This window comes from Aggregicoccus sp. 17bor-14 (assembly GCF_009659535.1).
GTDB lineage: Bacteria > Myxococcota > Myxococcia > Myxococcales > Myxococcaceae > Aggregicoccus.
The window spans coordinates 290,339-313,392 of the sequence record NZ_VJZZ01000003.1; the positions used below are offsets into that span (position 1 = coordinate 290,339).

At 70.9% G+C, this 23,054-nt stretch carries 18 protein-coding genes; 17 read left to right on the forward strand and 1 reads right to left on the reverse strand.

Features of this window, described 5'->3' with window-relative positions; genetic code table 11:
• Positions 1 to 125: 125 nt before the first annotated feature.
• Positions 126 to 2,237 (forward strand): PAS domain-containing sensor histidine kinase, encoded by a 2,112-nt coding sequence (locus FGE12_RS07665; protein ID WP_153865737.1) that lies wholly within the window; start codon positions 126 to 128, stop codon positions 2,235 to 2,237.
• 81 nt (positions 2,238 to 2,318) lie between these two features.
• Here FGE12_RS07665 and FGE12_RS07670 read toward each other — a convergent pair whose 3' ends face one another.
• A complete protein-coding gene (locus FGE12_RS07670) occupies positions 2,319 to 3,788 on the reverse strand; it encodes a glutamate--cysteine ligase (protein ID WP_153865738.1) in 1,470 nt (489 codons plus the stop codon).
• 264 nt (positions 3,789 to 4,052) lie between these two features.
• Between FGE12_RS07670 and FGE12_RS07675 the strand changes: the two genes are divergently transcribed.
• The 16 genes from FGE12_RS07675 to FGE12_RS07750 all read left to right on the forward strand — a co-directional run bounded on the left by FGE12_RS07675 (position 4,053) and on the right by FGE12_RS07750 (position 23,044).
• Positions 4,053 to 5,036 (forward strand): ligase-associated DNA damage response exonuclease, encoded by a 984-nt coding sequence (locus FGE12_RS07675; protein WP_370458926.1) that lies wholly within the window; start codon positions 4,053 to 4,055, stop codon positions 5,034 to 5,036.
• The gene (locus FGE12_RS07680; protein ID WP_194797686.1) at positions 5,036 to 6,631 is read left to right on the forward strand and encodes an ATP-dependent DNA ligase; all 1,596 of its coding nucleotides are present in this window, start codon (positions 5,036 to 5,038) and stop codon (positions 6,629 to 6,631) included. Before FGE12_RS07675 ends, FGE12_RS07680 begins: the two co-directional genes overlap by 1 nt.
• Entirely contained in the window at positions 6,618 to 9,194 is a 2,577-nt protein-coding gene (locus FGE12_RS07685) for a ligase-associated DNA damage response DEXH box helicase (protein WP_153865739.1), read from the forward strand. The genes FGE12_RS07680 and FGE12_RS07685 overlap by 14 nt, the downstream gene beginning before the upstream one ends.
• Positions 9,134 to 9,829, forward strand: a complete 696-nt coding sequence (gene pdeM, locus FGE12_RS07690; RefSeq protein ID WP_153865740.1) for a ligase-associated DNA damage response endonuclease PdeM — start codon at positions 9,134 to 9,136, stop codon at positions 9,827 to 9,829. The genes FGE12_RS07685 and pdeM overlap by 61 nt, the downstream gene beginning before the upstream one ends.
• Complete coding sequence (locus tag FGE12_RS07695; RefSeq protein WP_153865741.1) at positions 9,826 to 10,182, forward strand: HNH endonuclease; 357 nt, start codon at positions 9,826 to 9,828, stop codon at positions 10,180 to 10,182. The genes pdeM and FGE12_RS07695 overlap by 4 nt, the downstream gene beginning before the upstream one ends.
• 500 nt (positions 10,183 to 10,682) lie before the next feature.
• Positions 10,683 to 11,342 (forward strand): cytochrome c3 family protein, encoded by a 660-nt coding sequence (locus FGE12_RS07700; RefSeq protein WP_153865742.1) that lies wholly within the window; start codon positions 10,683 to 10,685, stop codon positions 11,340 to 11,342.
• A gap of 23 nt (positions 11,343 to 11,365) precedes the next feature.
• Positions 11,366 to 14,539 (forward strand): TAT-variant-translocated molybdopterin oxidoreductase, encoded by a 3,174-nt coding sequence (locus tag FGE12_RS07705; RefSeq protein WP_228530644.1) that lies wholly within the window; start codon positions 11,366 to 11,368, stop codon positions 14,537 to 14,539.
• Between the two features lie 3 nt (positions 14,540 to 14,542).
• Positions 14,543 to 15,985, forward strand: coding sequence for an NrfD/PsrC family molybdoenzyme membrane anchor subunit (nrfD, locus tag FGE12_RS07710; protein WP_153865743.1), 1,443 nt, complete (start codon positions 14,543 to 14,545; stop codon positions 15,983 to 15,985).
• 4 nt (positions 15,986 to 15,989) lie between these two features.
• Positions 15,990 to 16,535 (forward strand): DUF3341 domain-containing protein, encoded by a 546-nt coding sequence (locus FGE12_RS07715; RefSeq protein WP_153865744.1) that lies wholly within the window; start codon positions 15,990 to 15,992, stop codon positions 16,533 to 16,535.
• A complete protein-coding gene (locus tag FGE12_RS07720) occupies positions 16,532 to 17,104 on the forward strand; it encodes a cytochrome c (protein WP_153865745.1) in 573 nt (190 codons plus the stop codon). The genes FGE12_RS07715 and FGE12_RS07720 overlap by 4 nt, the downstream gene beginning before the upstream one ends.
• Positions 17,101 to 18,291, forward strand: coding sequence for a hypothetical protein (locus FGE12_RS07725; RefSeq protein WP_153865746.1), 1,191 nt, complete (start codon positions 17,101 to 17,103; stop codon positions 18,289 to 18,291). The genes FGE12_RS07720 and FGE12_RS07725 overlap by 4 nt, the downstream gene beginning before the upstream one ends.
• Positions 18,288 to 18,758 carry a hypothetical protein gene (locus FGE12_RS07730; protein WP_153865747.1) on the forward strand — a complete coding sequence of 157 codons (471 nt, stop codon included), beginning with the start codon at positions 18,288 to 18,290 and terminating at the stop codon, positions 18,756 to 18,758. Before FGE12_RS07725 ends, FGE12_RS07730 begins: the two co-directional genes overlap by 4 nt.
• A gap of 45 nt (positions 18,759 to 18,803) precedes the next feature.
• Positions 18,804 to 19,661 (forward strand): SCO family protein, encoded by an 858-nt coding sequence (locus FGE12_RS07735; protein WP_153865748.1) that lies wholly within the window; start codon positions 18,804 to 18,806, stop codon positions 19,659 to 19,661.
• Positions 19,658 to 20,659, forward strand: coding sequence for a cytochrome c oxidase subunit II (gene coxB, locus FGE12_RS07740; RefSeq protein WP_153865749.1), 1,002 nt, complete (start codon positions 19,658 to 19,660; stop codon positions 20,657 to 20,659). Before FGE12_RS07735 ends, coxB begins: the two co-directional genes overlap by 4 nt.
• 35 nt (positions 20,660 to 20,694) lie before the next feature.
• The gene (locus FGE12_RS07745; protein ID WP_153865750.1) at positions 20,695 to 22,386 is read left to right on the forward strand and encodes a cbb3-type cytochrome c oxidase subunit I; all 1,692 of its coding nucleotides are present in this window, start codon (positions 20,695 to 20,697) and stop codon (positions 22,384 to 22,386) included.
• The gene (locus tag FGE12_RS07750) at positions 22,376 to 23,044 is read left to right on the forward strand and encodes a cytochrome c oxidase subunit 3 family protein (RefSeq protein WP_153865751.1); all 669 of its coding nucleotides are present in this window, start codon (positions 22,376 to 22,378) and stop codon (positions 23,042 to 23,044) included. The genes FGE12_RS07745 and FGE12_RS07750 overlap by 11 nt, the downstream gene beginning before the upstream one ends.
• Positions 23,045 to 23,054: the final 10 nt, after the last annotated feature.

A 23,054-nucleotide genomic window follows, 5' to 3' on the forward strand; every position in this document is an offset into this window, starting at 1 on the left:
GCGGGGCGAGCAGCCCGCGGGCCCCACCTGCCGCTTCGAGAACGGGCGCTGCGCCGCCCGGACGCTTGCGCGGCGCTTGCTTCCGGAGCCCTCTTGGGCCCTAGTGCCCCCCGCCCCCGCGTCACATGGCTGCGTCCCCCGACTACCAGGCGCTCTTCGCGCTCTCGCCCAACCCGTACTGCCTGCTGGACCGGCAGCTGCGCTACGTGACGGCCAACGCCGCCTACCTGCAGGTGACGGCGAGCCGGCTCGAGGACCTGGTGGGCCGCGGCCTCTTCGACGCCTTCCCCCACGACCCGGCGGACCCGAACAACGCGCCGGCCCTGCAGCTGCGCGCCTCGCTCGAGAAGGTGCTCGCCACGCGCGAGCGCGACGTGCTCGCCCTCATCCGCTACCGGGTGCCGCGCCTCGAGGGGGGGCACCCCGTGGTGGAGGACCGCTACTGGAGCGCCACCCACACCCCCGTGCTCGATGCGCACGGCGAGGTGGCCTTCATCCTCCAGCACACCACGGACGTGACGGAGCTGCAGCGCCTCAAAGAGGCGAGCGCCGCGCCGCTGCAGGTGGAGGCGGGGGTGCTGCAGCGGGCGCACCAGGTGCAGCTCGCCAACCACCTGCTGGACGCGGAGCGGCGCCACCTGCGCGCGCTCTTCGAGCAGGCGCCGGGCTTCGTGGGCGTGCTGCGCGGCCCCACCCACGTCTTCGAGCTGGCCAACGCCGCCTACCTGCAGCTGGTGGGCGGGCGCCCGCTGGTGGGCAAGCCGGTGCACGAGGCGCTGCCCGAGGTGGCCGAGCAGGGCTTCCTCGAGCTGCTGGACCGGGTGCTGGCCACGGGCGAGCCCTACGTGGGGCGCGACGTGCCGGTGCACCTGCTGCGGCACGCAGGGGAGCCCGCGGAGCAGCGCTTCGTGGACTTCGTGTACCAGCCCATCTTCGACGCGCAGGGCCGGGCCTCGGGCATCTTCGTGCTGGGCCACGACGTGACGGAGAAGAAGCGGCTGGAGCTCGCGCGCGCGGAGCTGCTCGAGCGCGAGCAGGCGGCGCGCCGCGAGGCGGAGGAGGCCAACCGCCTCAAGGACGACTTCCTCGCCACCGTGAGCCACGAGCTGCGCACGCCCCTCACCGCCATCCTCGGGTGGGTGCAGATCCTGTGCACGCAGGGCTTCCCGGAGGAGCGGCGGCGCCGGGCGCTGGAGACGGTGGAGCGCAACGCGCGCGCCCAGGCGCAGCTCATCGACGACCTGCTGGACATCAGCCGCGTGCTCGCCGGCAACCTGCGCCTGGAGCCGCGGCCCGTGGCGCTGGGCGCCGTGGTGGAGGCGGCGCTGGAGAGCGTGCGCCCGGCGGCCGAGGCGCGGGGGCTACAGCTGGAGGCGGCGATCGAGCCCCACGCCCAGGTGCTGGGGGATGCGGCGCGGCTGCAGCAGGTGGTGTGGAACCTCGTCTCCAACGCGGTGAAGTTCACGCCCCCGGGAGGCCGGGTGCAGGTGCGGGTGGCCCCGCGCGACGGCGCGCTCGAGCTGCGGGTGGCGGACACGGGGCAGGGCATCCCGCAGGACTTCCTGCCGCACGTCTTCGAGCGCTTCCGCCAGGCGGACGGCTCGCCCACGCGCCAGCACGGCGGCCTGGGGCTGGGGCTCGCCATCGCCAAGCACCTGGTGGAGCTGCACGGCGGCAGCATCGGGGCGGAGAGCCCCGGCGACGGCCAGGGTGCCACCTTCCGCGTCACGCTGCCGCTCGCCGCCGAGCGCCTCGCCGCGCTCTCCGCCGTGCCGCCCACGCCCGCGCAGGTGCCCGCGCCGGCTGCCCAGCGCGCGAGCACCCCGGCGCAGCCCTTCACCTGCCCGGCGCAGATGGACGGGCTGCGGGTGCTGGTGGTGGACGACGAGGCGGACGTGCGCGAGATGCTGCGCGTGGTGCTGGAGAGCTGCGGCGCCCAGGTGCACGCCGCGGGCTCGGTCGAGGAGGCCTTCGCGCTGTTTCGCCGCACGCGCCCCGACATCCTCCTGTCGGACGTGGGGATGCCGGGCGAGGACGGCTACGCGCTCGTGCGCCGCATCCGGGCGCTGGGCGCCGCGGACGGGGGGCGCACACCCGCCGTGGCCCTCACCGCCTACGCGCGCGCCGAGGATCGCACGCGCGCGCTGCTCGCCGGCTTCCACGCGCACGTGCCCAAGCCGGTGGAGCCCGCGGAGCTGGTGGCGGCCCTGAGCGCGCTCGCGCCCGAGCGGGCGTAGGACGTCGGCAAGGCAGGCTCGGGCAAGACGCCGCGGGTGCGGGCGCTCGCGGCTCGAGCGCGCGAGGCTTTCGAACCCGACTCAGACGGGCCACGTGTGCACGGGCTGCCCTGCCTCGCTCAGCGCGAGGTAGCGCTCCAGCAGACCGCGCAGTGCGGTCTCGCGCGGCTGCGTGCGCTCGAGCGCCGCGAGCGTGCGGCGCTGCCACGCGGCGCCGGTGAGCCCGGAGGCCGCGCGCTGCGCGATGACGTCCAACAGTCCGTCCGCCTCCTCCGCCGCGACGCCCGCATCCACCAGGCCGCGGTGCGCCACCGGCAGCAGCAGCGGGATGAGCTCGCGCGCGGGCAGGTCGCGCGGTGAGGGCGCCACGGGCGAGGGCCACGCGAGCCGCGCCTCGAGGCCGTAGCGGGCAGCGGCGTAGAAGCTGTCGCGCGCGGCCGTGAAGGGCAGGCCCGGCAGCAGCGCGTCCACCTCCGGCGCCAGGCCCAGCGTCAGCCCCACGAGGAAGGCCGCGTTCGCGAGCATGTCCTGCACCGTGGGCCCCGCGGGCAGCGCGCGCAGCTCGATGCGCACGTGGCCCTCACCCTCCGGGTCGTACACCGCGCGGTTCCAGCTCCACACGGTGCTCTGGTGCAGCCGCAGCTCCTCGAGCCCGGGCACCGCGCCCGCCCTCACGCGCGCGAGCGGCTCCTCCTCGCCCACCACTGGCAAGAGCGGCGCAAAGAGGGCCACGCTCTCGGCGAACAGCTCCAGCGCCCCCTCGCGCACCCAGCCCTGCCCGAAGCCCACCCGCGGCGCCTCGTGCACGCTGTCGCGCGTGTCGAGCGACTGCTGGAACAGCGCGACGCGCGTCTCGTCCCACAGCCGCCGGCCGAGGAAGAGGGGCGAGTTCACGCTCGCTGCGAGGGCGGGTGCGGTCGCGAGCTGCGCGGCGTTGAAGAGGCGCGCGAAGGTCCGCGGCTCCACCCGCAGGTGGATCTGGAAGGAGGTGTTCGCCGCCTCCAGCGTGACGTCGTCCCACGCGAGCTCCAGCAGGTCCTCTCCCTGGATGCGGATGCGGAAGGGCTCGGGGCTCGCCTCGCGCAGGCTGCGCGAGAGGGCGCGGTAGCGTGGCAGGTCCGTGAGCGCCTGACTGCCCAGGTCCTCGCGCCGCACCGTGGGCACGAGGCCCACCACCGCGATGCGCCCGCCCTGCGCCGCGGCTGCGCGCCGCGCCTCGCCGAGCCCGTGCTGCAGCTCGCGCTCGAGTGCAGTGAAGGGCCGGCCCGCGAGCAGCGTGGGCCGCAGGTTGAGCTCGAGGTTGAAGCGCCCCATCTCCGGCGTGACACGTGGGTCCGGCGTCGCATCCAGCACCTGGCGGTTGCGCGGCAAGGGCAGCCCGCGCGCATCCACCAGCGACAGCTCCAGCTCCGCGCCGAGTGACGAGGGCCCCGCGCCGAAGCCCGGCCGCGCGAGCAGCACCTGCAGCGCGCGCAGCGAGTCCTGCAGGCGCTGAGCGAAGTGCGCGTGGTCGGCCTCCGTGAAGCGCGTGCGGTCGATGGGCAGTCCCATGTTTGAAGGGGGTAGGCCGCCGCGCCGTGCGCGGGAAGTCCTCGGGCCCGCGCCGCCCGCCTGCTCGCTCAGCCCCGGTGGCGCCGTCGGGCTGGCCCCGGAGCTGCGAGGCCCCGCATCGGGCGCGCAGGCGGCCGGAGAAGCGCTACCCGCCTGCCCGCCTGCTCTCCCGCCGGCACCCTCCCGCCCGCTGCGCCGCCTCCGCCCGGTCGCTAAATCTCTGGAACTGTGGGCACTTACCCCTTCCAGGACCGGCCGCCGTTGGTGGCCGTTACACCGCAGGGGATGTACTGCGCGGCCGGGGACTTCCACATCGACCCCTGGCGCCCGGTGCCCCGCGCCCTCATCACCCACGCGCACGGCGACCACGCGCGCACCGGCAGCGAGCACTACCTCGCGGCGGAGCCCGGTCGGCCCCTCCTGCGCAAGCGCCTCGGCGACGTGGCGCTGCAGACGCTGCCCTACGGCGAGAAGCTCGAGGTCAACGGCGTCACCGTGAGCTTCCACCCCGCGGGGCACGTGCTGGGCAGCGCGCAGATCCGCCTCGAGCACCGCGGTGAGGTCTGGGTCGTGAGCGGCGACTACAAGCGCACGCCGGACCCCACCTGCGCGGCCTTCGAGCCGGTGCGCTGCGACACCTTCATCACCGAGGCCACCTTCGGCCTGCCCATCTACCGCTGGGACGACCCGCGCCTCGTGGCGAAGGACATCCTCGCCTGGTGGGAGGGCAACCGCGCCGCGGGCAAGAGCTCGGTGCTCTTCTGCTACGCGCTGGGCAAGGCGCAGCGCATCCTCGCGCACCTCGGCGAGCTCTCGGACGGCTACGCGTACCTGCACGGCGCGGTGAACGCGCTCGTCGCCTGCTACCGCGAGGCGGGCGTGCCCATGCTGCGCACCCAGCTCGTCTCCGAGGCCGACAAGGCCAACGCCTTCCACGGCGCGCTCGTGCTCGCGCCGCCGAGCGCCGGCGGCAGCACCTGGATGCGCCGCTTCGGCGAGTACGAGACGGGCTTCGCCTCCGGGTGGATGCGCGTGCGCGGCAACCGGCGCCGGCGCGGCTTCGACCGCGGCTTCGTGCTCAGCGACCATGCGGACTGGCCCGAGCTCTTGCAGAGCATCGCCGAGAGCGAGGCGAGCCGCGTGCTGGTGACGCACGGCTTCAGCGAGCCGCTCGCGCGCTACCTCAAGGAGAAGGGCGTGGACGCGGCGCCGCTCGCCACCCCCTTCGAAGGCGAGGCGGAGGACTAGTGCGCGCACTCGCGGACCTCTACGACGCGCTGGACACCACTACCTCCACCAACGCGAAGGTGGAGGCGCTGGTGCGCTACTTCGAGCGCACGCCGCCGCAGGACGCCGCGTGGGCGCTGTACTTCCTCACCGGGCGGCGCCTCAAGCGGCTCATCGCCACGAAGTACCTGGTGGGCTGGACGCTGGAGCTCTCCGGCATCCCCGAGTGGCTCTTCGACGAGACCTACGCGAGCGTGGGCGACCTGGCCGAGGTCATCGCCCTGCTGCTGGACGCGCAGCTCCCCGCGCACGCGGGCGAGGACATGCCGCTCTCGTGGTGGCTCGAGGAGCGCATCCTCCCCCTGCGCGAGCTCGGCCCCGAGGAGCAGCGCGAGCGCGTCACCGCCTGGTGGAAGGTGCTGCCGCGCCGCGAGCTGTTCTTGCTCAACAAGCTGCTCACGGGCGAGCTGCGCGTGGGCGTGAGCGACACGCTCGTCGTGCGCGCGCTCGCGCAGCGCGCGGGCCTGCCGCCGGCCACCGTGAGCCACCGGCTGATGGGCACCTGGAGCCCGTCCCGCACCTTCTTCGAGCGGCTCGTCTCGCCGGACGTCTCGGATGCGGACGGCAGCCGCCCCTACCCCTTCTACCTCGCGAGCCCGCTCGAGCAGCCGCCCTCGGAGCTGGGCGCGCTCGAGGACTGGCTCGTCGAGTGGAAGTGGGACGGCATCCGCGGGCAGCTCATCCGCCGCGGCGGCAGCGTGTACCTGTGGAGCCGCGGCGAGGAGCTCATCACCGAGCGCTTCCCGGAGATCTCCGAGGCGGCGCGCGCCCTGCCGGACGGCACCGTCATCGACGGCGAGGTGCTCGCGTACGAGAACGGCCAGCCTCTGCCCTTCGCGCGACTGCAGCGGCGCATCGGGCGGCAGAAGCTCACCGCCAAGGTGCTCGCCGAGGCCCCCGCGGCCTTCATGGCCTACGACCTGCTCGAGGAGGCTGGAGAGGACCTGCGCGAGAAGCCCCTGCGCGAGCGCCGGGCGCGCCTGGAGCGGCTGCTCGAGGGACGCACCGCCTTCCCCATCTCGCCCGCCGTCGCGGCCGAGAGCTGGGAGCAGCTCGCCCAGGTGCGCGAGGAGGCGCGCTCGCGCAGCGTGGAGGGCTTCATGCTCAAGCGCCTCGAGTCGCGCTACCAGCACGGGCGCAAGCGCGGCGACTGGTGGAAGTGGAAGATCGACCCCTTCACCGTGGACGCGGTGCTGCTCTACGCGAACCCGGGCCACGGCCGGCGCGCGAGCCTCTACACCGACTACACCTTCGCGGTGTGGAACGGCCCCGAGCTGCAGCCGGTGGCCAAGGCCTACTCGGGCCTCACCGACGAGGAGATCCTCAAGCTGGACCGGTGGATCCGCGCGCACACCCGCGAGAAGTTCGGCCCGGTGCGCTCGGTGGAGCCGCACCACGTCTTCGAGCTGCACTTCGAGGCCATCGCCCCGAGCCCGCGCCACAAGTCCGGCGTGGCGCTGCGCTTCCCGCGCATTGCGCGCTGGCGCACGGACAAGAGGCCGCAGGACGCGGACACGCTGGACCGGCTCAAGGGGCTCCTGCATGCCCCGGTTTGAGCGCGTGGACGGCAAGCTGCGCCCGGTGGTGAAGGGCGCGAAGCGTCCGCGCGCCCAGAAGCGCCCCGCCCCTCCTCCCGCCCCGCCCGGTGACGCCACGCCGCCCATGGACGCGCTGCGCGCCTGGTTCTCGGAGCGCGGCTGGAAGCCCTACCCCTTCCAGGAGGAGGCGTGGAGCGCGTACGCGCGCGGCGAGAGCGGGCTCATCCACGTGCCCACCGGCGCAGGCAAGACCTACGCGGCCTACCTCGCCCCGCTCGCGGAGGTGGCCGAGCGCGGCGAGCGCGGCCTGCAGATCCTCTACCTCACGCCCTTGCGCGCGGTGAGCCGCGACATCGAGCTCGCCCTCCATGCGCCCCTCACGGCGCTGCAGGCCGACATCGACGTGCAGAGCCGCACGGGCGACACCTCGAGCAGCCTGCGCGCGCGCCAGCGCGAGCGCCTGCCCGAGGTGCTCATCACCACGCCCGAGTCGCTCTCGCTGCTGCTCGCGGGCGAGCGCGCGGCGGAGAGCTTCTCGCAACTGCGTTGCATCATCGTGGACGAGTGGCACGAGCTGCTCTCCACCAAGCGCGGCACCCAGGTGGAGCTCGCGCTCGCGCGGCTGCGCCACTTCGCGCCCGGGGTGCGCACCTGGGCCCTCTCCGCCACGCTCGCGAACCTGGAGGAGGCGGCGCAGGCGGTGGTCGGTGTAGGCGCAAAGGCCACCCGCGTGCGCGCCACGCTCGAGCGCCCGCTGGAGATCCAGACGCTCATCCCGGAGCGCGTGGACGCCTTCCCCTGGGCGGGGCACCTGGGCTTCAGCATGCTGGAGAAGGTGTCCGCGTGGCTGGACCCCGCGCAGAGCACGCTGCTGTTCTGCAACACGCGCAGCCAGGCGGAGCGCTGGTACGAGGGCCTCCGCTTCCAGCACCCCGAGTGGGACGACCTGCTCGCGCTGCACCACGGCTCGCTGGACCGCGCGGAGCGCGAGCGCGTGGAGGCGGGGCTCAAGGACGGGCGGGTGCGCCTCGTGGTCTGCACCTCGTCCTTGGACCTGGGCGTGGACTTCGGGCCGGTGGAGCGGGTGGTGCAGATCGGCAGCCCCAAGGGCATCGGCCGCACGCTGCAGCGCGCCGGGCGCAGCGCGCACCGCCCCGGCGCGACCAGCCGGCTGCTCTTCGTGCCCACGCACGCGCTCGAGCTGGTGGAGATGGCGGCCGCGCGCGAGGCGCTCGCGCGCGGCGAGGTGGAGGCGCGCGCGCCGCTCTCCAAGCCCCTGGACGTGCTCGCCCAGCACCTCGTCACCTGCGCGCTGGGCGGCGGCTTCACGCGCGAGGCCCTGCGCGCGGAGGTCCGCACCGCGCTCTCCTACCAGCACCTCACGGACGAGGAGTTCGAGTGGACGCTCGCGCTGGTGAAGGAGGGCGGCCCCACCCTGCGCGCCTACCCGGACTTCCGCCGCGTGGTGGAGACGGCGGACGGGCGCCTCACCGTGGCGGACGCGCGCATCGCGCGGCTGCACAAGCTGAACATCGGCACCATCTCCTCGGACGCCACCGTGCTCCTGCAGTACTGGAACGGGGCGAAGCTGGGCTGCATCGAGGAGGGCTACGTCGGGCGCCTTCGCGCAGGGGACGTGTTCCTCTTCGGCGGCCGCGCGCTCGAGTTCCAGCGCATGAAGGACATGACGGCGTACGTGCGCCCTGCGCGCAAGCGCCCCACCCAGACGCCGCGCTGGCACGGCGGGCGCCTGCCCCTGTCGCCCTCGCTCGCCGCCGCGCTGCGCCGCACGCTGCAGGCGGCGCGCGTGGGGGACGTGACGAGCGACGAATTGGCCGCGGCCTGGCCGGTGCTCGAGGCGCAAGCGCGGCTCAGCCGCATCCCCGGCGAGGGCGCGCTCCTCGTCGAGACGCTGCGCACCCGCGAGGGCCACCACCTCTTCCTCTACCCCTTCGAGGGCCGGCTCGTGCACGAGGGGCTCGCGGCCCTGCTCGCGCTGCGCCTCACCCGCGTGCAGACCGCCACCTTCAGCCTCTCGGTGAACGACTACGGGCTCGAGCTGCTCACCCCCACGCCCTTCCCCTTCGAGGAGGCGCTCACCCCGGCCCTCTTCAGCCGCGAGCACCTGACGCAGGACATCCTGGAGAGCGTGAACCTGGGCGAGCTCGCGCGCCGCACCTTCCGCGACATCGCGCGCGTGGCGGGCCTCGTGCTGCCGGGGCTCCCGAGCGCGCGCAAGAGCACCCGCCAGGTGCAGGCGAGCAGCGGCCTGCTCTACGACGTCTTCCAGAAGTACGACCCGGAGAACCTCCTGCTGCAGCAGGCGCGCCGCGAGGTGCTCGAGCAGCACTTCCAGCAGAGCCGCCTCGCCTCCGCGCTCGCCCGGCTGGAGGGCAGCGCGCTCGAGCGCGTCACCCTGCGCCGCCCCACCCCGCTCGCCTTCCCGCTCCTGGTGGAGCGCATCAGCGCGAGCCTCTCCAACGAGTCCCTCCTCGAGCGCGTGGAGCGACTGAAGGCCCGATGGACCCGCGACGAACCTCCGAGCCTGGCCGCCCCTCAGGGCGACAGCCTCTTCGCGTGAAGGGCGAGGCCCTGGAGCTGCTCGCCGCGCGCGCCCTGTACTGGCCCGCGGGCGGGGGCGGCGCGGGCGTGCTCGCCGTCGCGGACCTGCACTGGGGCAAGACGGAGAGCTTCCACCAGCACGGCATCGCCCTGCCCACCGGCGTGCTCCAGGACGACCTGCAGCGCCTCTCGGCCGCCCTGCAGGGCACGGGCGCCCGCCGCCTCCTCCTGCTCGGAGACCTCGTGCACTCGCGCGCGGGGCTCACCCCCGCCGTCGTCTCCGAGGCCGCCGCCTGGCGCGCCCGCCACCCCGAGGTGCAGGTGGTGCTGGTGCGCGGCAACCACGACCGGCACGTGCCCCGGCTTCCCGAGGCCTGGGGCATCGAGGACGTGCCCGGCCCGCTGGACGAGGGCCCCTTCCGCTTCGCCCACCACCCCGAGCCCGCCGAAGGCCGCTACGCCTGGGCCGGGCACCTGCACCCCACGGTGCGCCTGGGCGGGGGCGCGGACCGGCTGCGCCTGCCCTGCTTCCACCTCGGCCGCGAGGTGGGCGTGCTGCCCGCCTTCAGCGCCTTCACCGGCGGCCAGGACGTGACGCGCCGCGCCGGCGAGCGCGTGTACGCCGTGGCCGGGTCGGAGGTCGTGCGGGTATGAGCCGCGCCAAGCGCCGCCGCATCCTGGACATCATCGCCACGGACGCCACCTTCGCGCGCGTGGAGCACCGCGGCCGCGAGGTGTGGCAGGGCAAGTGCCTGCACTGCGGGACGCACCTGGTGGTGGGCACGGACGGCGAGCCGGTGAGCCGCGCCACCATCGAGCACATCGTGCCGCGGGTGCACGGCGGCACGGACGCGCTGGAGAACCTCGGGCTCGCCTGCGCGCGCTGCAACGCCGGCAAGGGCGTGCGCCACGATCGCAACTACCTGCGCGACCCGCGCGCCCGCGAGCTCGTGGAGCGCCTGCTGCAGCGCCGCCGCGAGCGCTGGCGCGCGCCCGACCTTCGATAGACCCTGAACCTTGGACAGCCGCACCCGCGCATCGGGCCCGGGTGCTACGTCCGCCGGACGGGGTGTAGGAGGGAATGGCACGCGCAGGCCCCGCTTCGCGCGGGCTCTTGGAGCCCCCTGCGCACGCCCCTCCGCATCGCCGGGCGGGCCCGATTTACCGGCCCTGCAACACCCTCCCGCACTCGGGGTGCGGGATGCCCGTCAGCGCTCAGCCGAAACTGTTGACACTGCCGGAACGATGGTCGATGGTCCGCGCGCTTTTTCGGGCAGGGAGGGTCGAGGGTCCTGCCCGCGGCGACAACCCGTAATGATCTTGAGAAGCCAGACGTGATCGCCACTCGTGCGCCAGCACTCGGAGCCATCGCAACGTCCGGCGGCTCATGGCATATGCGGTCCGCGCTCCTTCCGCGCAACTCGAGTCGCTGCGTAAGCCCTTCCGGTCTGAAGTCATTGAAGAAGACATCTCCCGAAGTGGTCCACTGCTTGCCCCCGGTCCTGGTATGAGCGGTCCTCTCTTCCCACGCTGGACGAACACGGTGTCGCGGCTGTCTGCCGCGGCCCTCCTTGCGATCCCCGCCATCGCGATCGGCGGCCTCATGGCCTACGTCCGCTCGCCCTTGGTGACCAACCAGTTCCACCCGGTGGAGCAGCCCATCGAGTTCGATCACCGCCATCACGCGGGTGACGAGCAGATCGACTGCCGCTACTGCCACTGGACGGTGGAGAACTCCCCGTCCGCCGGCATCCCGTCCACCACGGTGTGCGTCAGCTGCCACGCGCAGGTGTGGAACAAGAGCCCGTACCTCAACGAGGTGCGCAAGGCCTTCTTCACCGACCAGCCCATCCCCTGGGTGCGGGTGCACAACCTGCCGGACTTCGTCTACTTCAACCACTCCATCCACGTGAACAAGGGCGTCGGCTGCGTCACCTGCCACGGCCGCGTGGACCAGATGGGCGCCGTGTACCAGCAGGCCCCGCTCACCATGGGCTGGTGCCTGGACTGCCACCGCAACCCCGCGCCGAACCTGCGTCCGGCCGAGGCCATCACCTCCATGACCTGGAAGCCGCCCGAGGGCGTGGACCCGGTCGAGTACGGAAAGACGCTCGCGGCCCAGTACGACGTCCACTCGCGCACGAGCTGCACCACGTGCCACCGCTGAACCCGAAGCACCCTGGCGCCCCCATGAAGGACACCTCCCCTACTTCGTTCGCGCTCCCTGTCGTGAGTGACGCGACCCCGGCCCCCGCCAGCAGCCATGGCGCGGACCACACGCACGACGCCGTCGGCGAGATGTTCGACGCCGCCGCCAGCGTGCCCGCGGCCTCCGGCACCACGCCGGCCGGCTACGGCAAGACCTACTGGCGCTCCATCGAGGAGAAGCTGGCCACCCCCGAGTTCCTCGAGGCCACCCGCCCCGAGTTCCCCGAGGGCGCGGACCTGCCCCCCTCCGGCTTCATGCGCCGCGAGTTCATGCAGCTGCTCGGCGCGAGCCTCGCGCTCGCCGGCGTGAGCGCCTGCAGCACCCGCCCCGTGAACGAGAAGATGCTGCCCTACACCAAGACCCCCACGGGTCTGGCGCCGGGCAACCCGCTCACCTACGCGAGCGCCTTCACCTTCGGCGGCCACACCAGCGGCCTGCTCGTCACCGCCTGGGAGGGTCGCCCCACCAAGGTGGAGGGCAACCCCCAGCACCCGGTGAACCAGGGCGCCGCCGGCCCCTTCGAGCAGGCGCTGCTGCTCAGCCTCTATGACCCGCAGCGCGCCCGCGTGCTGCGCCAGGGCAAGAGCCCCAAGGCGCTGCGCACGCTCGCCGAGGACGTGGCCGCGCTGGTGAACAAGGCCGCCGCGACCGACGGCGGCGCGAAGATCCGCTTCCTCGTGGAGCCCAACGCGGGCCCCACCCTGCAGGACCTGCGCAAGCGCATCGGGCAGAAGCTGCCCCAGGCCAAGTTCGTGGAGTTCGTGGGCGTGACCCAGGACCCGGCCAGCGAGGGCGCCAACGCGCTCTTCGGCCAGAGCCTCACCGCGCTCTACGACTTCAGCCAGGCGGACGTCATCCTCAGCCTGGACGCGGACTTCCTCGAGAGCCGCCCGGCGAACCTCGCCTACGCGCGCGCCTTCGCCAACCGCCGCGACCCGAACGTGGGCGAGCTCAACCGCCTCTACGTGGCCGAGCCCCGCATGACCATCACCGGCGGCATGGCGGACCACCGCCTGCGGGTGAAGAGCGCCGAGGTCGCCGCCGTGGCGGCCGCCGTGCTGCAGGCCGTGGGCGGCCCCGCCGCGCAGCTGGCCTCCGCCGCGGGCAAGTTCCCGCTCCCGCCCAGCGCCCAGAAGTTCGTGGCCACCGTCGCCGCGGACCTCAAGAGCAAGGCGGGCCGCAGCGTCGTCGTCGCCGGCGAGCGCATGCCGGCGGCCGTGCACGCCATGGCGCACGCCATCAACGCGGCGCTGGGCAGCGTGGGCAAGACCGTCACCTTCGTGCCGGCCCCGGGCAGCCAGCCCACCGGCCCGAGCGCCCTGCGCGCGCTCGCCGAGGAGCTCAAGAGCGGCGCCGCGGACACCCTGGTCATCACCGCCTGGAACCCCGTGTACGCGGCCCCCGCGGACGCGGGCCTCGCCGAGCTGCTGGACGCGACGAAGAACGCGAACCGCGGCAACCTGCGCGTGCTCTACACCAGCATGCACGAGGACGAGACCAGCGCCCACGCGGACTGGTTCGTCCCGGCCGCGCACCCCATGGAGACCTGGGCGGACGGCCGCTCCATCGACGGCACCGTCACCCTCGGCCAGCCGCTCATCCAGCCGCTCTACAACGGCGTCTCCGAGAGCGAGCTGCTCGCGCTGTTCCTCGGCAACAACCCGAACGGCGCGCTGCCCAGCAGCTACGCCCTGCTGCGCGACTACTGGCGCACCCAGGCGGGCGCCGGTGACTTCGAGACCGCGTGGGAGACCTGGGTGGGCGAGGGCTTCGTGCCCCGCTCCGCCGCCCAGGCCGTGCAGGTGACCCCGGACTACGGCCGCGCCGCCCAGGCGCTCGCCGCCTACCAGCAGCCGGCCGGGGGCGAGCTCGAGATCAACTTCGTCCCCGACTACAAGGTCTACGACGGCCGCTTCGCCAACAACGCCTGGCTGCAGGAGCTCGCGCACCCGGTCACCAAGATGACCTGGGACAACGCCGCGCTGCTCAGCCCGGCCACCGCGGGCGCGAAGAACCTCGAGGCCGGCGACGTGGTCACCATCCAGTACGGCGGCCGCAGCCTCGAGGCCCCCGTGTGGATCGTGCCCGGCCACGCGGACGACACCCTCACGCTCGCCATCGGCTACGGCCGCACCGGCCTGCACGAGACCGTGGCGCAGGGCGTGGGCGTCAACGCCAACCTGCTGCGCCGCACGGACGCCCCCTGGTTCGACGGCGGCGCCACCGTGACCAAGGTGCGCAAGAGCTACAAGTTCTCGCTCACCCAGATCCACTGGCGCATGGAGGGCCGCCCGCTCGCGCTCGACATGAGCTACGACGAGTTCAAGAAGGAGCCCAAGGTCCTCGAGCGCGTGCGCGGCGAGCAGGTGAACCTGCTCGCGGACTACCCCTACGAGGGCTACAAGTGGGGCATGGCCATCGACCTGGCCCGCTGCACCGGCTGCGCCGCGTGCGTCGTCGCCTGCCAGGCCGAGAACAACATCCCGGTCGTGGGCAAGGAGCAGGTGGGCAAGGGCCGCGAGATGGCCTGGCTGCGCATCGACCGCTACTTCTCCGGTGACGAGCGCGACCCGGAGATGGTGATGCAGCCGGTGATGTGCGTGCACTGCGAGAAGGCGCCCTGCGAGTACGTGTGCCCCGTGAACGCCACCGTCCACTCGGACGAGGGCCTCAACGAGATGGTGTACAACCGCTGCGTCGGCACCCGCTACTGCTCGAACAACTGCCCCTACAAGGTCCGCCGCTTCAACTACCTGCACTTCACCGGCGGCAAGACCGCGCCGGAGAAGATGCTGATGAACCCGGACGTCACGGTGCGCGCGCGCGGCGTGATGGAGAAGTGCACGTACTGCGTGCAGCGCATCGAGCGCACCCGCATCAACTCGCGCATCGAGAAGCGCAGCATCCGCGAGGCGGAGCTCAAGACCGCCTGCCAGCAGACCTGCCCCACCCAGGCCATCGTGTTCGGCACGCTGCAGGTCCCCAAGGGCGAGAAGCCCTGGGCCGTGGCGGCGCTGCACGAGGACCCGCGTGCCTACAAGCTGCTGCACGAGCTCGGCACCCGCCCGCGCACCAGCCACCTGGTCCGCGTCCGCAATCCCCACCCGGACCTCGTCGCCGAGGCTCCCCAGGCTGAGCACGAAGGAGGCCACTGAGTCATGGCCGAGATCGCTACCGTCCCCTACGCGGTCGACCCGCTGGAGCCGCGCCACCTGGTGGCGCCGCACCACGACGACGCCACCCTCAACGAGACCCTGCTCGACCACGTCTGGCGCAAGCCCGGCAAGGGCTGGTTCATGTTGATGGGCTGCACCCTCACCCTGCTCGGTCTGCTCGTGGTCGGCGTGACGTACACGCTCGCCCGCGGCATCGGCGTGTGGGGCAACAACCAGCCGGTGGGCTGGGGCTTCGGCATCATCAACTTCGTGTGGTGGGTGGGTATCGGCCACGCCGGTACCCTCATCAGCGCCATCCTCCTGCTCTTCCAGCAGAAGTGGCGCACCTCCATCAACCGCTTCGCGGAGGCCATGACCCTGTTCGCGGTCATGTGCGCGGGCCTCTTCCCGCTGCTGCACACGGGCCGCCCCTGGTTCGCGTTCTGGCTCTTCCCCTACCCCTCCACCCTGGGCGCCTGGCCGCAGTTCCGCAGCCCCCTGGTGTGGGACGTGTTCGCGGTGTCCACGTACATCACCGTGAGCGCCCTGTTCTGGTACGTGGGCCTCATCCCGGACCTCGCCGCGCTGCGTGACTCGTCCAAGAGCAAGGTCGCGCGCACCGTGTACGGCATGTTCAGCCTCGGCTGGCGCGGCAGCGGGCGGCACTGGCACAACTACAAGATCGCGTACCTGCTGCTCGCGGGCCTCAGCACCCCGCTGGTGCTCAGCGTGCACACGATCGTGTCCTTCGACTTCGCCACCAGCCTCATCCCCGGCTGGCACGCCACCATCTTCCCGCCCTACTTCGTGGCCGGCGCCGTGTTCAGCGGCTTCGCCATGGTGGTGACGCTGATGGTGCCCGCGCGCAAGTACCTCGGCCTGCGCGACGTCATCACGGACCGCCACCTCGAGAACATGAACAAGGTCATCCTCGCGACCGGCCTGCTCGTGTCCTACGGCTACATGATGGAGCACTTCATCGCCTGGTACTCCGGCAACGAGTACGAGATGTGGACCTTCTACGTGAACCGCGCCACGGGTCCCTACGCGCCGGTGTACTGGCTGATGATCACCTGCAACGTGGTCACGCCGAACATCTTCTGGTTCCGCAAGTGCCGCCAGTCCATCCCCATCATGTGGGTGGCCAGCATCGTGGTGAACATCGGCATGTGGTGCGAGCGCTTCATCATCATCGTCACCTCGCTGAGCCAGGACTTCCTGCCCTCCAGCTGGGACGTGTACGCGCCCACCTGGGTGGACTGGTCCATCTACATCGGTACCCTGGGCCTGTTCGGCACCCTGTTCCTGCTGTTCCTCAAGTTCGTCCCGGCCGTGGCCATCAGCGAGGTGAAGGAGCTGCAGCTCGAGCTGCGCCACCACGCCGAGCACGCCGCGCACGGCGGTGGCCACGCTCACGGCCACGCTCACACCGAGGGAGCGCACTAAGCCCATGGAAGCCAAGGTCCTCGATAGCTGGGTGCTCGCCGAGTTCCCCACCCCCACCGCCCTGGTGGAGGCCACCAACACGGTGCGCCTCAAGGGGTACACGAACCTCGACACCTACTCGCCCTACCCGCTGCACGGTGGCTCGGAGGCCCTCGGCCTGCCGCGCTCCAAGGTCCCGCTCATCGCGCTCACCGGCGCGATGACCGGCCTCATCACGGCCTTCGCCATGCAGACGTACATGAACACCTTCGACTACCCCATCAACGTGGGTGGCCGTCCGCTGTTCAGCCTGCCCTCGTGGTTCCCCATCATGTTCGAGCTCACGGTGCTCATCAGCGCCCTGAGCATCGTGTTCGGGCTCTTCGGCCTGTCGCGCCTCCCGCAGCCCTACCACCCGGTGTTCGAGAACGAGGCCTTCCGCAGCGCCTCCACGCACGGCTACTGGCTGAGCGTGGGGCACGCGACCGGCACGGACGCCACCGAGGTGATGAACCAGCTCACGGCCCTGGGCGCGACCCAGGTGTCCGTCGTCACCGGAGAGAAGGAATGAGGCGGCTCCTCCTGCCAGTCGCGGCGCTCGCGCTCGCCGGCTGTGACATCTCCTCGGACTTCCTGCAGCGCATGGAGTCGCAGCCGCGCTACAGCTACTACGAGGAGTCCGAGTTCTTCGCCGACGGCCGCGCCATGCGCCTGCCGCCGGACCACACGGTTCCGCGCCAGCGCCCGGTGGGCAACCCCGCGCTCACCACCGGCCGCATGAACGGCCAGTTCGTGGTGGACATGCCCATCGAGCTGAACCAGGCGGTGCTCGCCCGCGGCCAGAAGCGCTACAACATCGTGTGCGCCCAGTGCCACGGCGTGCTCGGTGACGGCAACAGCGTGGTCGCCGAGAACATGGCGCTGCGCCTGCCGCCCAGCCTGCTCGAGCTGCAGAACAAGCCGAACGGCCACTTCTTCGCCGCCATCACCGAGGGCTACGGCGTGATGCCCAGCTTCTCCGGTGAGATCGACGTCCAGGACCGCTGGGCCATCGTCGCCTACGTCCGCGCGCTGCAGACCGCCCGCAAGAGCGGCCCCTCTGCCCCCGGCGCGCAGCCCCCCCCTCAGGAGAACCGATGATTTCCATCGAGCGCTTCACCGGCGGCTCCAAGGCCATGCTCGTCTCGGGCGTGATCGGCCTGGCGGGCCTGCTGCTCACGGCCGTGGGGTTCTTCATGAACCCGCAGGCCACCATGTTCAGCTACCTCCTCGCGTTCGCCTACTGGTGCGGCATCGCGGTGGCGTCCATCATCCTGCTCTGCATCTTCCACACCGCGAAGGCCAAGTGGCCCACGGTGGTGCGCCGCGCGCTGGAGACCCAGGGCGTGAGCGTGGGTGTGTTCGCGGTGCTCATCCTGCCCATCATCTTCGTGGGCATGAAGTACCTGTACCCCTGGCACACCACGCCGGACACCTACAACGCGGAAGAGCTGCACCAGCTCGCGCACAAGCAGCACGGCTACCTGAACATGCCGTTCTTCATCGCGCGCCAGGTCATCTACTTCCTCGTCTGGATCTTCGTGAGCAACCGGCTCTTCGGCTGGAGCACCCGCCAGGACGAGACCGGTGAGCTCGAGCTCACCAACAAGGCGCGCCGCCTGGGTCCGGGCAGCCTCCCCTTCCTTGGGCTCACCATTACTTTTGCTGGCTTCGACTGGCTGATGAGCCTCACGCCGCTCTGGCAGTCCACCATCTACGGCGCGTATTACTTCGCCGGCAGCTTCCTGGCCGCATTCGCGGTGCTGACCATCGCCACCGTGAACGCGCGCGGGGACAACCTGTACGGCAACCTGGTGACGACGCACCACCTGCACAACCTGGGCAAGTTCCTGCTCGCGTTCGTCGCCTTCTGGGCCTACATCGGCTTCAGCCAGGCGCTGCTCGTGTGGATCGCGAACCTCCCCGAGGAGGCCGCCTGGTACTCGGTGCGCATCTTCGGCGGCTGGCGCCCGATGTCGATCGCCCTGTTCTTCGGGCACTTCGTCATCCCCTTCTTCGTGCTGCTCAGCCGCGACATCAAGCTGCAGCCCCGGCCGCTCGCGGTCATCGCCACCTACATCCTGGTCATCCACTTCATCGACCTGTACTGGCTCGTCTGGCCGGCCTACAGCGCGGGCAGCCCCACCTTCCACTTCACGCTCGTCACGGCGTTCGCGGGCGTGGGCGGCCTCTCGGTGGCCTACGGCCTCTTCCGCTTCCGCGGCCAGTACAGCCTGCCGGTGAAGGACCCCTACATCGCTGACTCGCTGAGGTACGTGCAGCCATGAAGAAGACCCAGAGTGAGCTCGAGTCGCGCATCGTCACCGGTGCGCACGGGGTGGCCGCGGAAGAGGACCACTTCAGCATGGGCAAGGTGCTCGCGGTGGGCATCGGCTCGCTGGTGCTCTTCGGCATCGGTGGGCTGGGCGCCTACGGCATCCTCACCCACGCGGAGAAGGAGGCGCAGCCGGACGGCCCCGCCCCCACTCCGGCCGCCATCGGGCAGTACGAGATCGGCATCGTGAACCAGCGCCTGTTCGACGTCGACAGCCACGCGCTCACCAAGATCAGCGCCCAGCAGCTGGCGCTGAAGAACGGCTGGGGCGAGAAGCCCGGCCAGGTGGTGCACATGCCCATCGACCAGGCCATGGACTCGGTCATCGCCGCCAAGGGCATCCCCCCGGTGCCCGCGGTGCAGTCGCCGCCCTCCACGCCCCCGGCCCCGCCTCCGCAGAGCAAGCGCAACCCCTACTGACGCGCTCCACCCCCTCGCCCTCCCCCTTCCCGCTGCAGGCCCCCCATGCGCTCCCCCCTCTCGAACCTCGCTGCCGTCCTGGCCCTGCTGGCGCTCGCCGCCACGGCGCCCGCGCACGCGCTGCCGGGCAAGTTCGAGTCGGATGACGTCATCCGCCGGGCCCAGAGCGGCGAGCCGCCTCCGCTGCAGGGGGTGGACGTGGTGGAGAAGCTCGGGGAGCCCGTGGCGCTGCAGGCCCGCTTCACGGACGACACCGGCCGCGAGGGTCCCTTCGCAAGCTGGCTGCAGCCGGGCAAGCCCGTGCTGCTCACGCTGGTGTTCTACCGCTGCAAGATGCTCTGCAACCTGGTCGTCAACGACCAGGTGCGGGCCATGAAGGAGCTGGGCCTCAAGCTGGGCCAGGACTACAGCGTCCTCACCGTCAGCATCGACCCCAAGGACACCCCGGCCGAGAGCCAGGAGCGCCGCGGCCGCTACCTGCAGAGCATGGGCAAGCCCCTGGACGCGGACTGGCGCTTCCTCACCGGCACCGAGCAGAACATCCGCGCGCTCGCGGACAGCGTCGGTTTCAAGTACACGTACGACGAGGCGACGAAGCAGTACGCCCACCCCGCGGTGGTCCAGGTGCTCAGCCCCACGGGCACCGTGTCCCGCTACCTCTACGGCACCTCCTTCCGCACCCAGGACGTCGGGCTCGCGCTGGTGGAGGCCCGGCAGAACAAGGTGGGCCTCAGCCTCGAGCGCATCATCCTGTCCTGCTTCAAGTATGACGCCGCCTCGCGGCGGTATGGCTTCTACATCTTCGGATTTCTCCGGCTGGGCGCGCTCGCGGTCTTCGGAGCCCTCTCCGCGATGCTCGTGGTCCTCTGGAGGCGCGAGCTGAAGAAAGGCACGGCGGTATGAACGATTTCCTCCACAACCTCCTGTTCCTCCCGGAGCAGGCCTCCACGTTCGCCGAGAAGGTGGACTCGCTGCACTTCTTCGTCGTCGGCGTGACCATGCTCATGTCGATCGGCGTGGGCACCGCCGCGATCTTCTTCTTCTTCCGCTACCGCCGGCGCGAGGACCACCAGCACACGGACTACGTGGTGCCGAGCCTCAAGACCGAGGCGCTCTTCATCAGCGTGCCCCTGGTGTTCTTCCTCACCTGGTTCGCCATCGGCCTGCGCGACTACGTGCACATGACCCAGCCGCCCAAGGACGCGATGGACGTCTACGTCATGGGCAAGCAGTGGATGTGGAAGTTCTCCTACCCGGAGGGCCCCAACGGCGTGAACGTCCTGCACGTTCCCGCCAACCGCGACGTGCGCCTGCTGATGACCAGCCGCGACGTCATCCACTCCTTCTTCGTGCCGGCGTTCCGCATCAAGAAGGACGTGCTGCCGGGCCGCTACACCCAGGTGTGGTTCAACGCCACCAAGCCGGGCACCTACCAGGTGTTCTGCACGGAGTACTGCGGCCTGTCCCACTCGAAGATGCTCGCGGAGGTGGTGGTGCTCGCCCCCGAGGACTTCGACACCTGGGTGAAGGAGCAGCGCAAGGGCAGCCTGCAGAACCGCCAGGACGCGCTGGCGGACGTGAGCCTGGTGGACCCGCCCGCGCGCATGGCCGAGCAGGGCCAGGCGCTGGTCGGCAGCCAGGGCTGCCTCAAGTGCCACAGCGTGGACGGCACGCCCCACATCGGGCCCACCTTCCGCGGCCTCTATGACCGCGAGGAGAGCCTCGAGGGCGGCCAGAAGGTGCACGTGGACGAGGCCTACATCACCCAGTCGATGATGGACCCCGGTGCGCACATCGTCACGGGCTTCGGCAACGTGATGCCGAGCTACCAGGGCAAGCTGCACGGCGCCGAGAGCGCCGCCATCGTCGAGTACATCAAGACCCTGCGCGCCGAGCAGTAAGGGCGCGCCCCAAGGACTTCCCGAGGGACCTTCTCATGAGCCTTCCCGTCACCGGCAGCACCAGTCCCGAGGCGGTCGCCGCGCACGAAGGTGCGCATGGCGATGCGCACGGCGAGCACGCCCACCCGAGCTATCTGACCGACGGCACCACGATCAAGTCGTGGCTGCTGACGGTGGACCACAAGCGCATCGGGGTGATGTTCCTGTTCTTCGTGCTGCTCTTCTTCTTGGTCGGCGGCATCTACGCGCTGCTCGTGCGCATCGAGCTGCTCACGCCCGGCCCCACCATCATGGACGCCATGGCGTACAACCGCGCCTTCACGCTGCACGGCGTGGTGATGGTGTTCCTGTTCATGATCCCGGCGATTCCCGCCGTGTTCGGCAACTTCATGCTGCCGCTCATGGTGGGCGCCAAGGACGTGGCCTTCCCGCGCCTCAACCTGCTCAGCCTCTACATCTTCCTCACCGGCGCCTCGCTCGCCATCTGGGGCATGCTGCACGGCGGCGCGGACACGGGCTGGACCTTCTACACGCCCTACAGCACCCAGACGACCACCACGCTCGCGCCCATCCTCTTCGGCGTGTTCATCACGGGCTTCAGCTCCATCGTCACGGGCCTGAACTTCATCGTGACGGTGCACACCATGCGCGCGCCGGGCATCACCTGGTTCAAGCTGCCGCTGTTCGTGTGGGCCATCTACGCCACCAGCATCATCCAGGTGCTCGCGACCCCGGTCATCGGCCTGCTGCTGCTGCTGGTCATCGGTGAGAACGTCTTCAACTTCGGCATGTTCGACCCGGCGCGCGGCGGCGACCCGGTGCTCTTCCAGCACCTGTTCTGGTTCTACAGCCACCCGGCCGTGTACATCATGGTGCTGCCGACCTTCGGCGTGATGTCCGAGATCGTGAGCGCCTTCAGCCGCAAGAACATCTTCGGCTACCGCGCGGTCGCCTACTCCTCCATCGGCATCGCGTTCGTGGGCTTCTTCGCCTGGGGCCACCACATGTTCGTGAGCGGCCAGAGCACCTTCGACGGCGCCATCTTCAGCGTGCTGTCCATGCTGGTGGGCGTGTTCACCGCCATCAAGGTGTTCAACTGGGTGGGCACGGTCTACCGCGGCGCGGTCGACTTCAAGACCCCCTTCGCCTACTTCTGCGGCTTCATCTACTTCACCGTGTTCGGCGGCATGACCGGCATCGCGGTGGCGACGATGAGCCTGGACGTGAGCTGGCACGACACCTACTTCGTCGTGGCGCACTTCCACTTCATCATGGTGGGCGGCACGGTGATGGGCTTCCTCGCCGCGCTGCACTACTGGTTCCCCAAGATGTTCGGGAAGACCTACCACGACGGGTGGGGCCTGGTGTCCGCGGCCCTGATCATCCTGGGCTTCAACTTCACCTTCATCCCCCAGTTCCTGCTGGGCAACTCCGGCATGCCGCGCCGCTACTACGAGTACCCGGCGCGCTTCCAGGCGCTGCACGTGGCCAGCACCGCGGGGGCCACCGTGCTCGCGCTGGGCCTGGTGATCGTGGCCATCTACCTCATCCACTCGCTCGTGGCCGGCAAGCGGGCCGCCGCGAACCCCTGGAACAGCAAGGGCTACGAGTGGATGACCGCGAGCCCGCCTCCCACGCACAACTTCGTGGGCCCGCAGCCGGTGTACCCGGAGGAGCCCCACTTCTACGTCGACCCCAAGAAGGCCGAGGCCCCCGATGCAGTCTAGCGCTCCCGTCGTGTCCGTCCCCGAGGGAACCCAGGCGCCCAAGTTCGCGGCGCACTTCGCCACGCTGGACGTGCAGAACCACGCTGCACGCCTGGGCATGTGGCTGTTCCTCAGCACCGAGATCCTGCTCTTCGCGGGCCTCTTCGTCTGCTACGGGTTCTACCGCTTCAACTTCCCGGAGGCGTTCGCCGAGGGCAGCCGCCACCTGGACCTGTTCCTGGGCACGGTGAACACCATCGTGCTGATCACCTCGTCGTTCACCGCCGCGATGGCGGTGCACTACGCCAAGGCGAGCAAGAACAAGATGGTGACGCTGATGATCGCGCTCACCCTCCTGATGGCGCTCGGCTTCCTCGTGATCAAGGGCTTCGAGTACCACCACAAGTTCGAGCAGGGCACGCTGCCGGGCAAGTACTACCACTTCGCCGGCATCCAGGTGCCGGGCATCACCCTGTACTTCACCGTCTACTTCCTCTCCACCGGCCTGCACGCCTTCCACGTCATCATCGGCATGGGGATCCTGGCCTGGGTGATGTCGCGGTCGATGAAGAACCACTTCAACTACGCCAATTTCACCGCCGTGGAGCTGGGCAGCATGTACTGGCACCTCGTGGACCTGGTGTGGATCTTCCTCTTCCCGATGCTGTACCTCATCTGAGGCGCTGACC

Bases quoted from the DNA above. Each gene is read 5' to 3' on its own strand.
- pdeM (WP_153865740.1), top strand. From the start codon at position 9,134: ATGGACCCGCGACGAACCTCCGAGCCTGGCCGCCCCTCAGGGCGACAG.
- FGE12_RS07700 (WP_153865742.1), top strand. From the start codon at position 10,683: ATGAGCGGTCCTCTCTTCCCACGCTGGACGAACACGGTGTCGCGGCTG.
- FGE12_RS07725 (WP_153865746.1), top strand. From the start codon at position 17,101: ATGATTTCCATCGAGCGCTTCACCGGCGGCTCCAAGGCCATGCTCGTC.
- FGE12_RS07695 (WP_153865741.1), top strand. From the start codon at position 9,826: ATGAGCCGCGCCAAGCGCCGCCGCATCCTGGACATCATCGCCACGGAC.
- FGE12_RS07720 (WP_153865745.1), top strand. From the start codon at position 16,532: ATGAGGCGGCTCCTCCTGCCAGTCGCGGCGCTCGCGCTCGCCGGCTGT.
- FGE12_RS07735 (WP_153865748.1), top strand. From the start codon at position 18,804: ATGCGCTCCCCCCTCTCGAACCTCGCTGCCGTCCTGGCCCTGCTGGCG.
- FGE12_RS07670 (WP_153865738.1), bottom strand. From the start codon at position 3,788: ATGGGACTGCCCATCGACCGCACGCGCTTCACGGAGGCCGACCACGCG.
- FGE12_RS07705 (WP_228530644.1), top strand. From the start codon at position 11,366: ATGAAGGACACCTCCCCTACTTCGTTCGCGCTCCCTGTCGTGAGTGAC.
- coxB (WP_153865749.1), top strand. From the start codon at position 19,658: ATGAACGATTTCCTCCACAACCTCCTGTTCCTCCCGGAGCAGGCCTCC.
- FGE12_RS07745 (WP_153865750.1), top strand. From the start codon at position 20,695: ATGAGCCTTCCCGTCACCGGCAGCACCAGTCCCGAGGCGGTCGCCGCG.
- FGE12_RS07665 (WP_153865737.1), top strand. From the start codon at position 126: ATGGCTGCGTCCCCCGACTACCAGGCGCTCTTCGCGCTCTCGCCCAAC.
- FGE12_RS07750 (WP_153865751.1), top strand. From the start codon at position 22,376: ATGCAGTCTAGCGCTCCCGTCGTGTCCGTCCCCGAGGGAACCCAGGCG.
- FGE12_RS07730 (WP_153865747.1), top strand. From the start codon at position 18,288: ATGAAGAAGACCCAGAGTGAGCTCGAGTCGCGCATCGTCACCGGTGCG.
- nrfD (WP_153865743.1), top strand. From the start codon at position 14,543: ATGGCCGAGATCGCTACCGTCCCCTACGCGGTCGACCCGCTGGAGCCG.
- FGE12_RS07685 (WP_153865739.1), top strand. From the start codon at position 6,618: ATGCCCCGGTTTGAGCGCGTGGACGGCAAGCTGCGCCCGGTGGTGAAG.
- FGE12_RS07715 (WP_153865744.1), top strand. From the start codon at position 15,990: ATGGAAGCCAAGGTCCTCGATAGCTGGGTGCTCGCCGAGTTCCCCACC.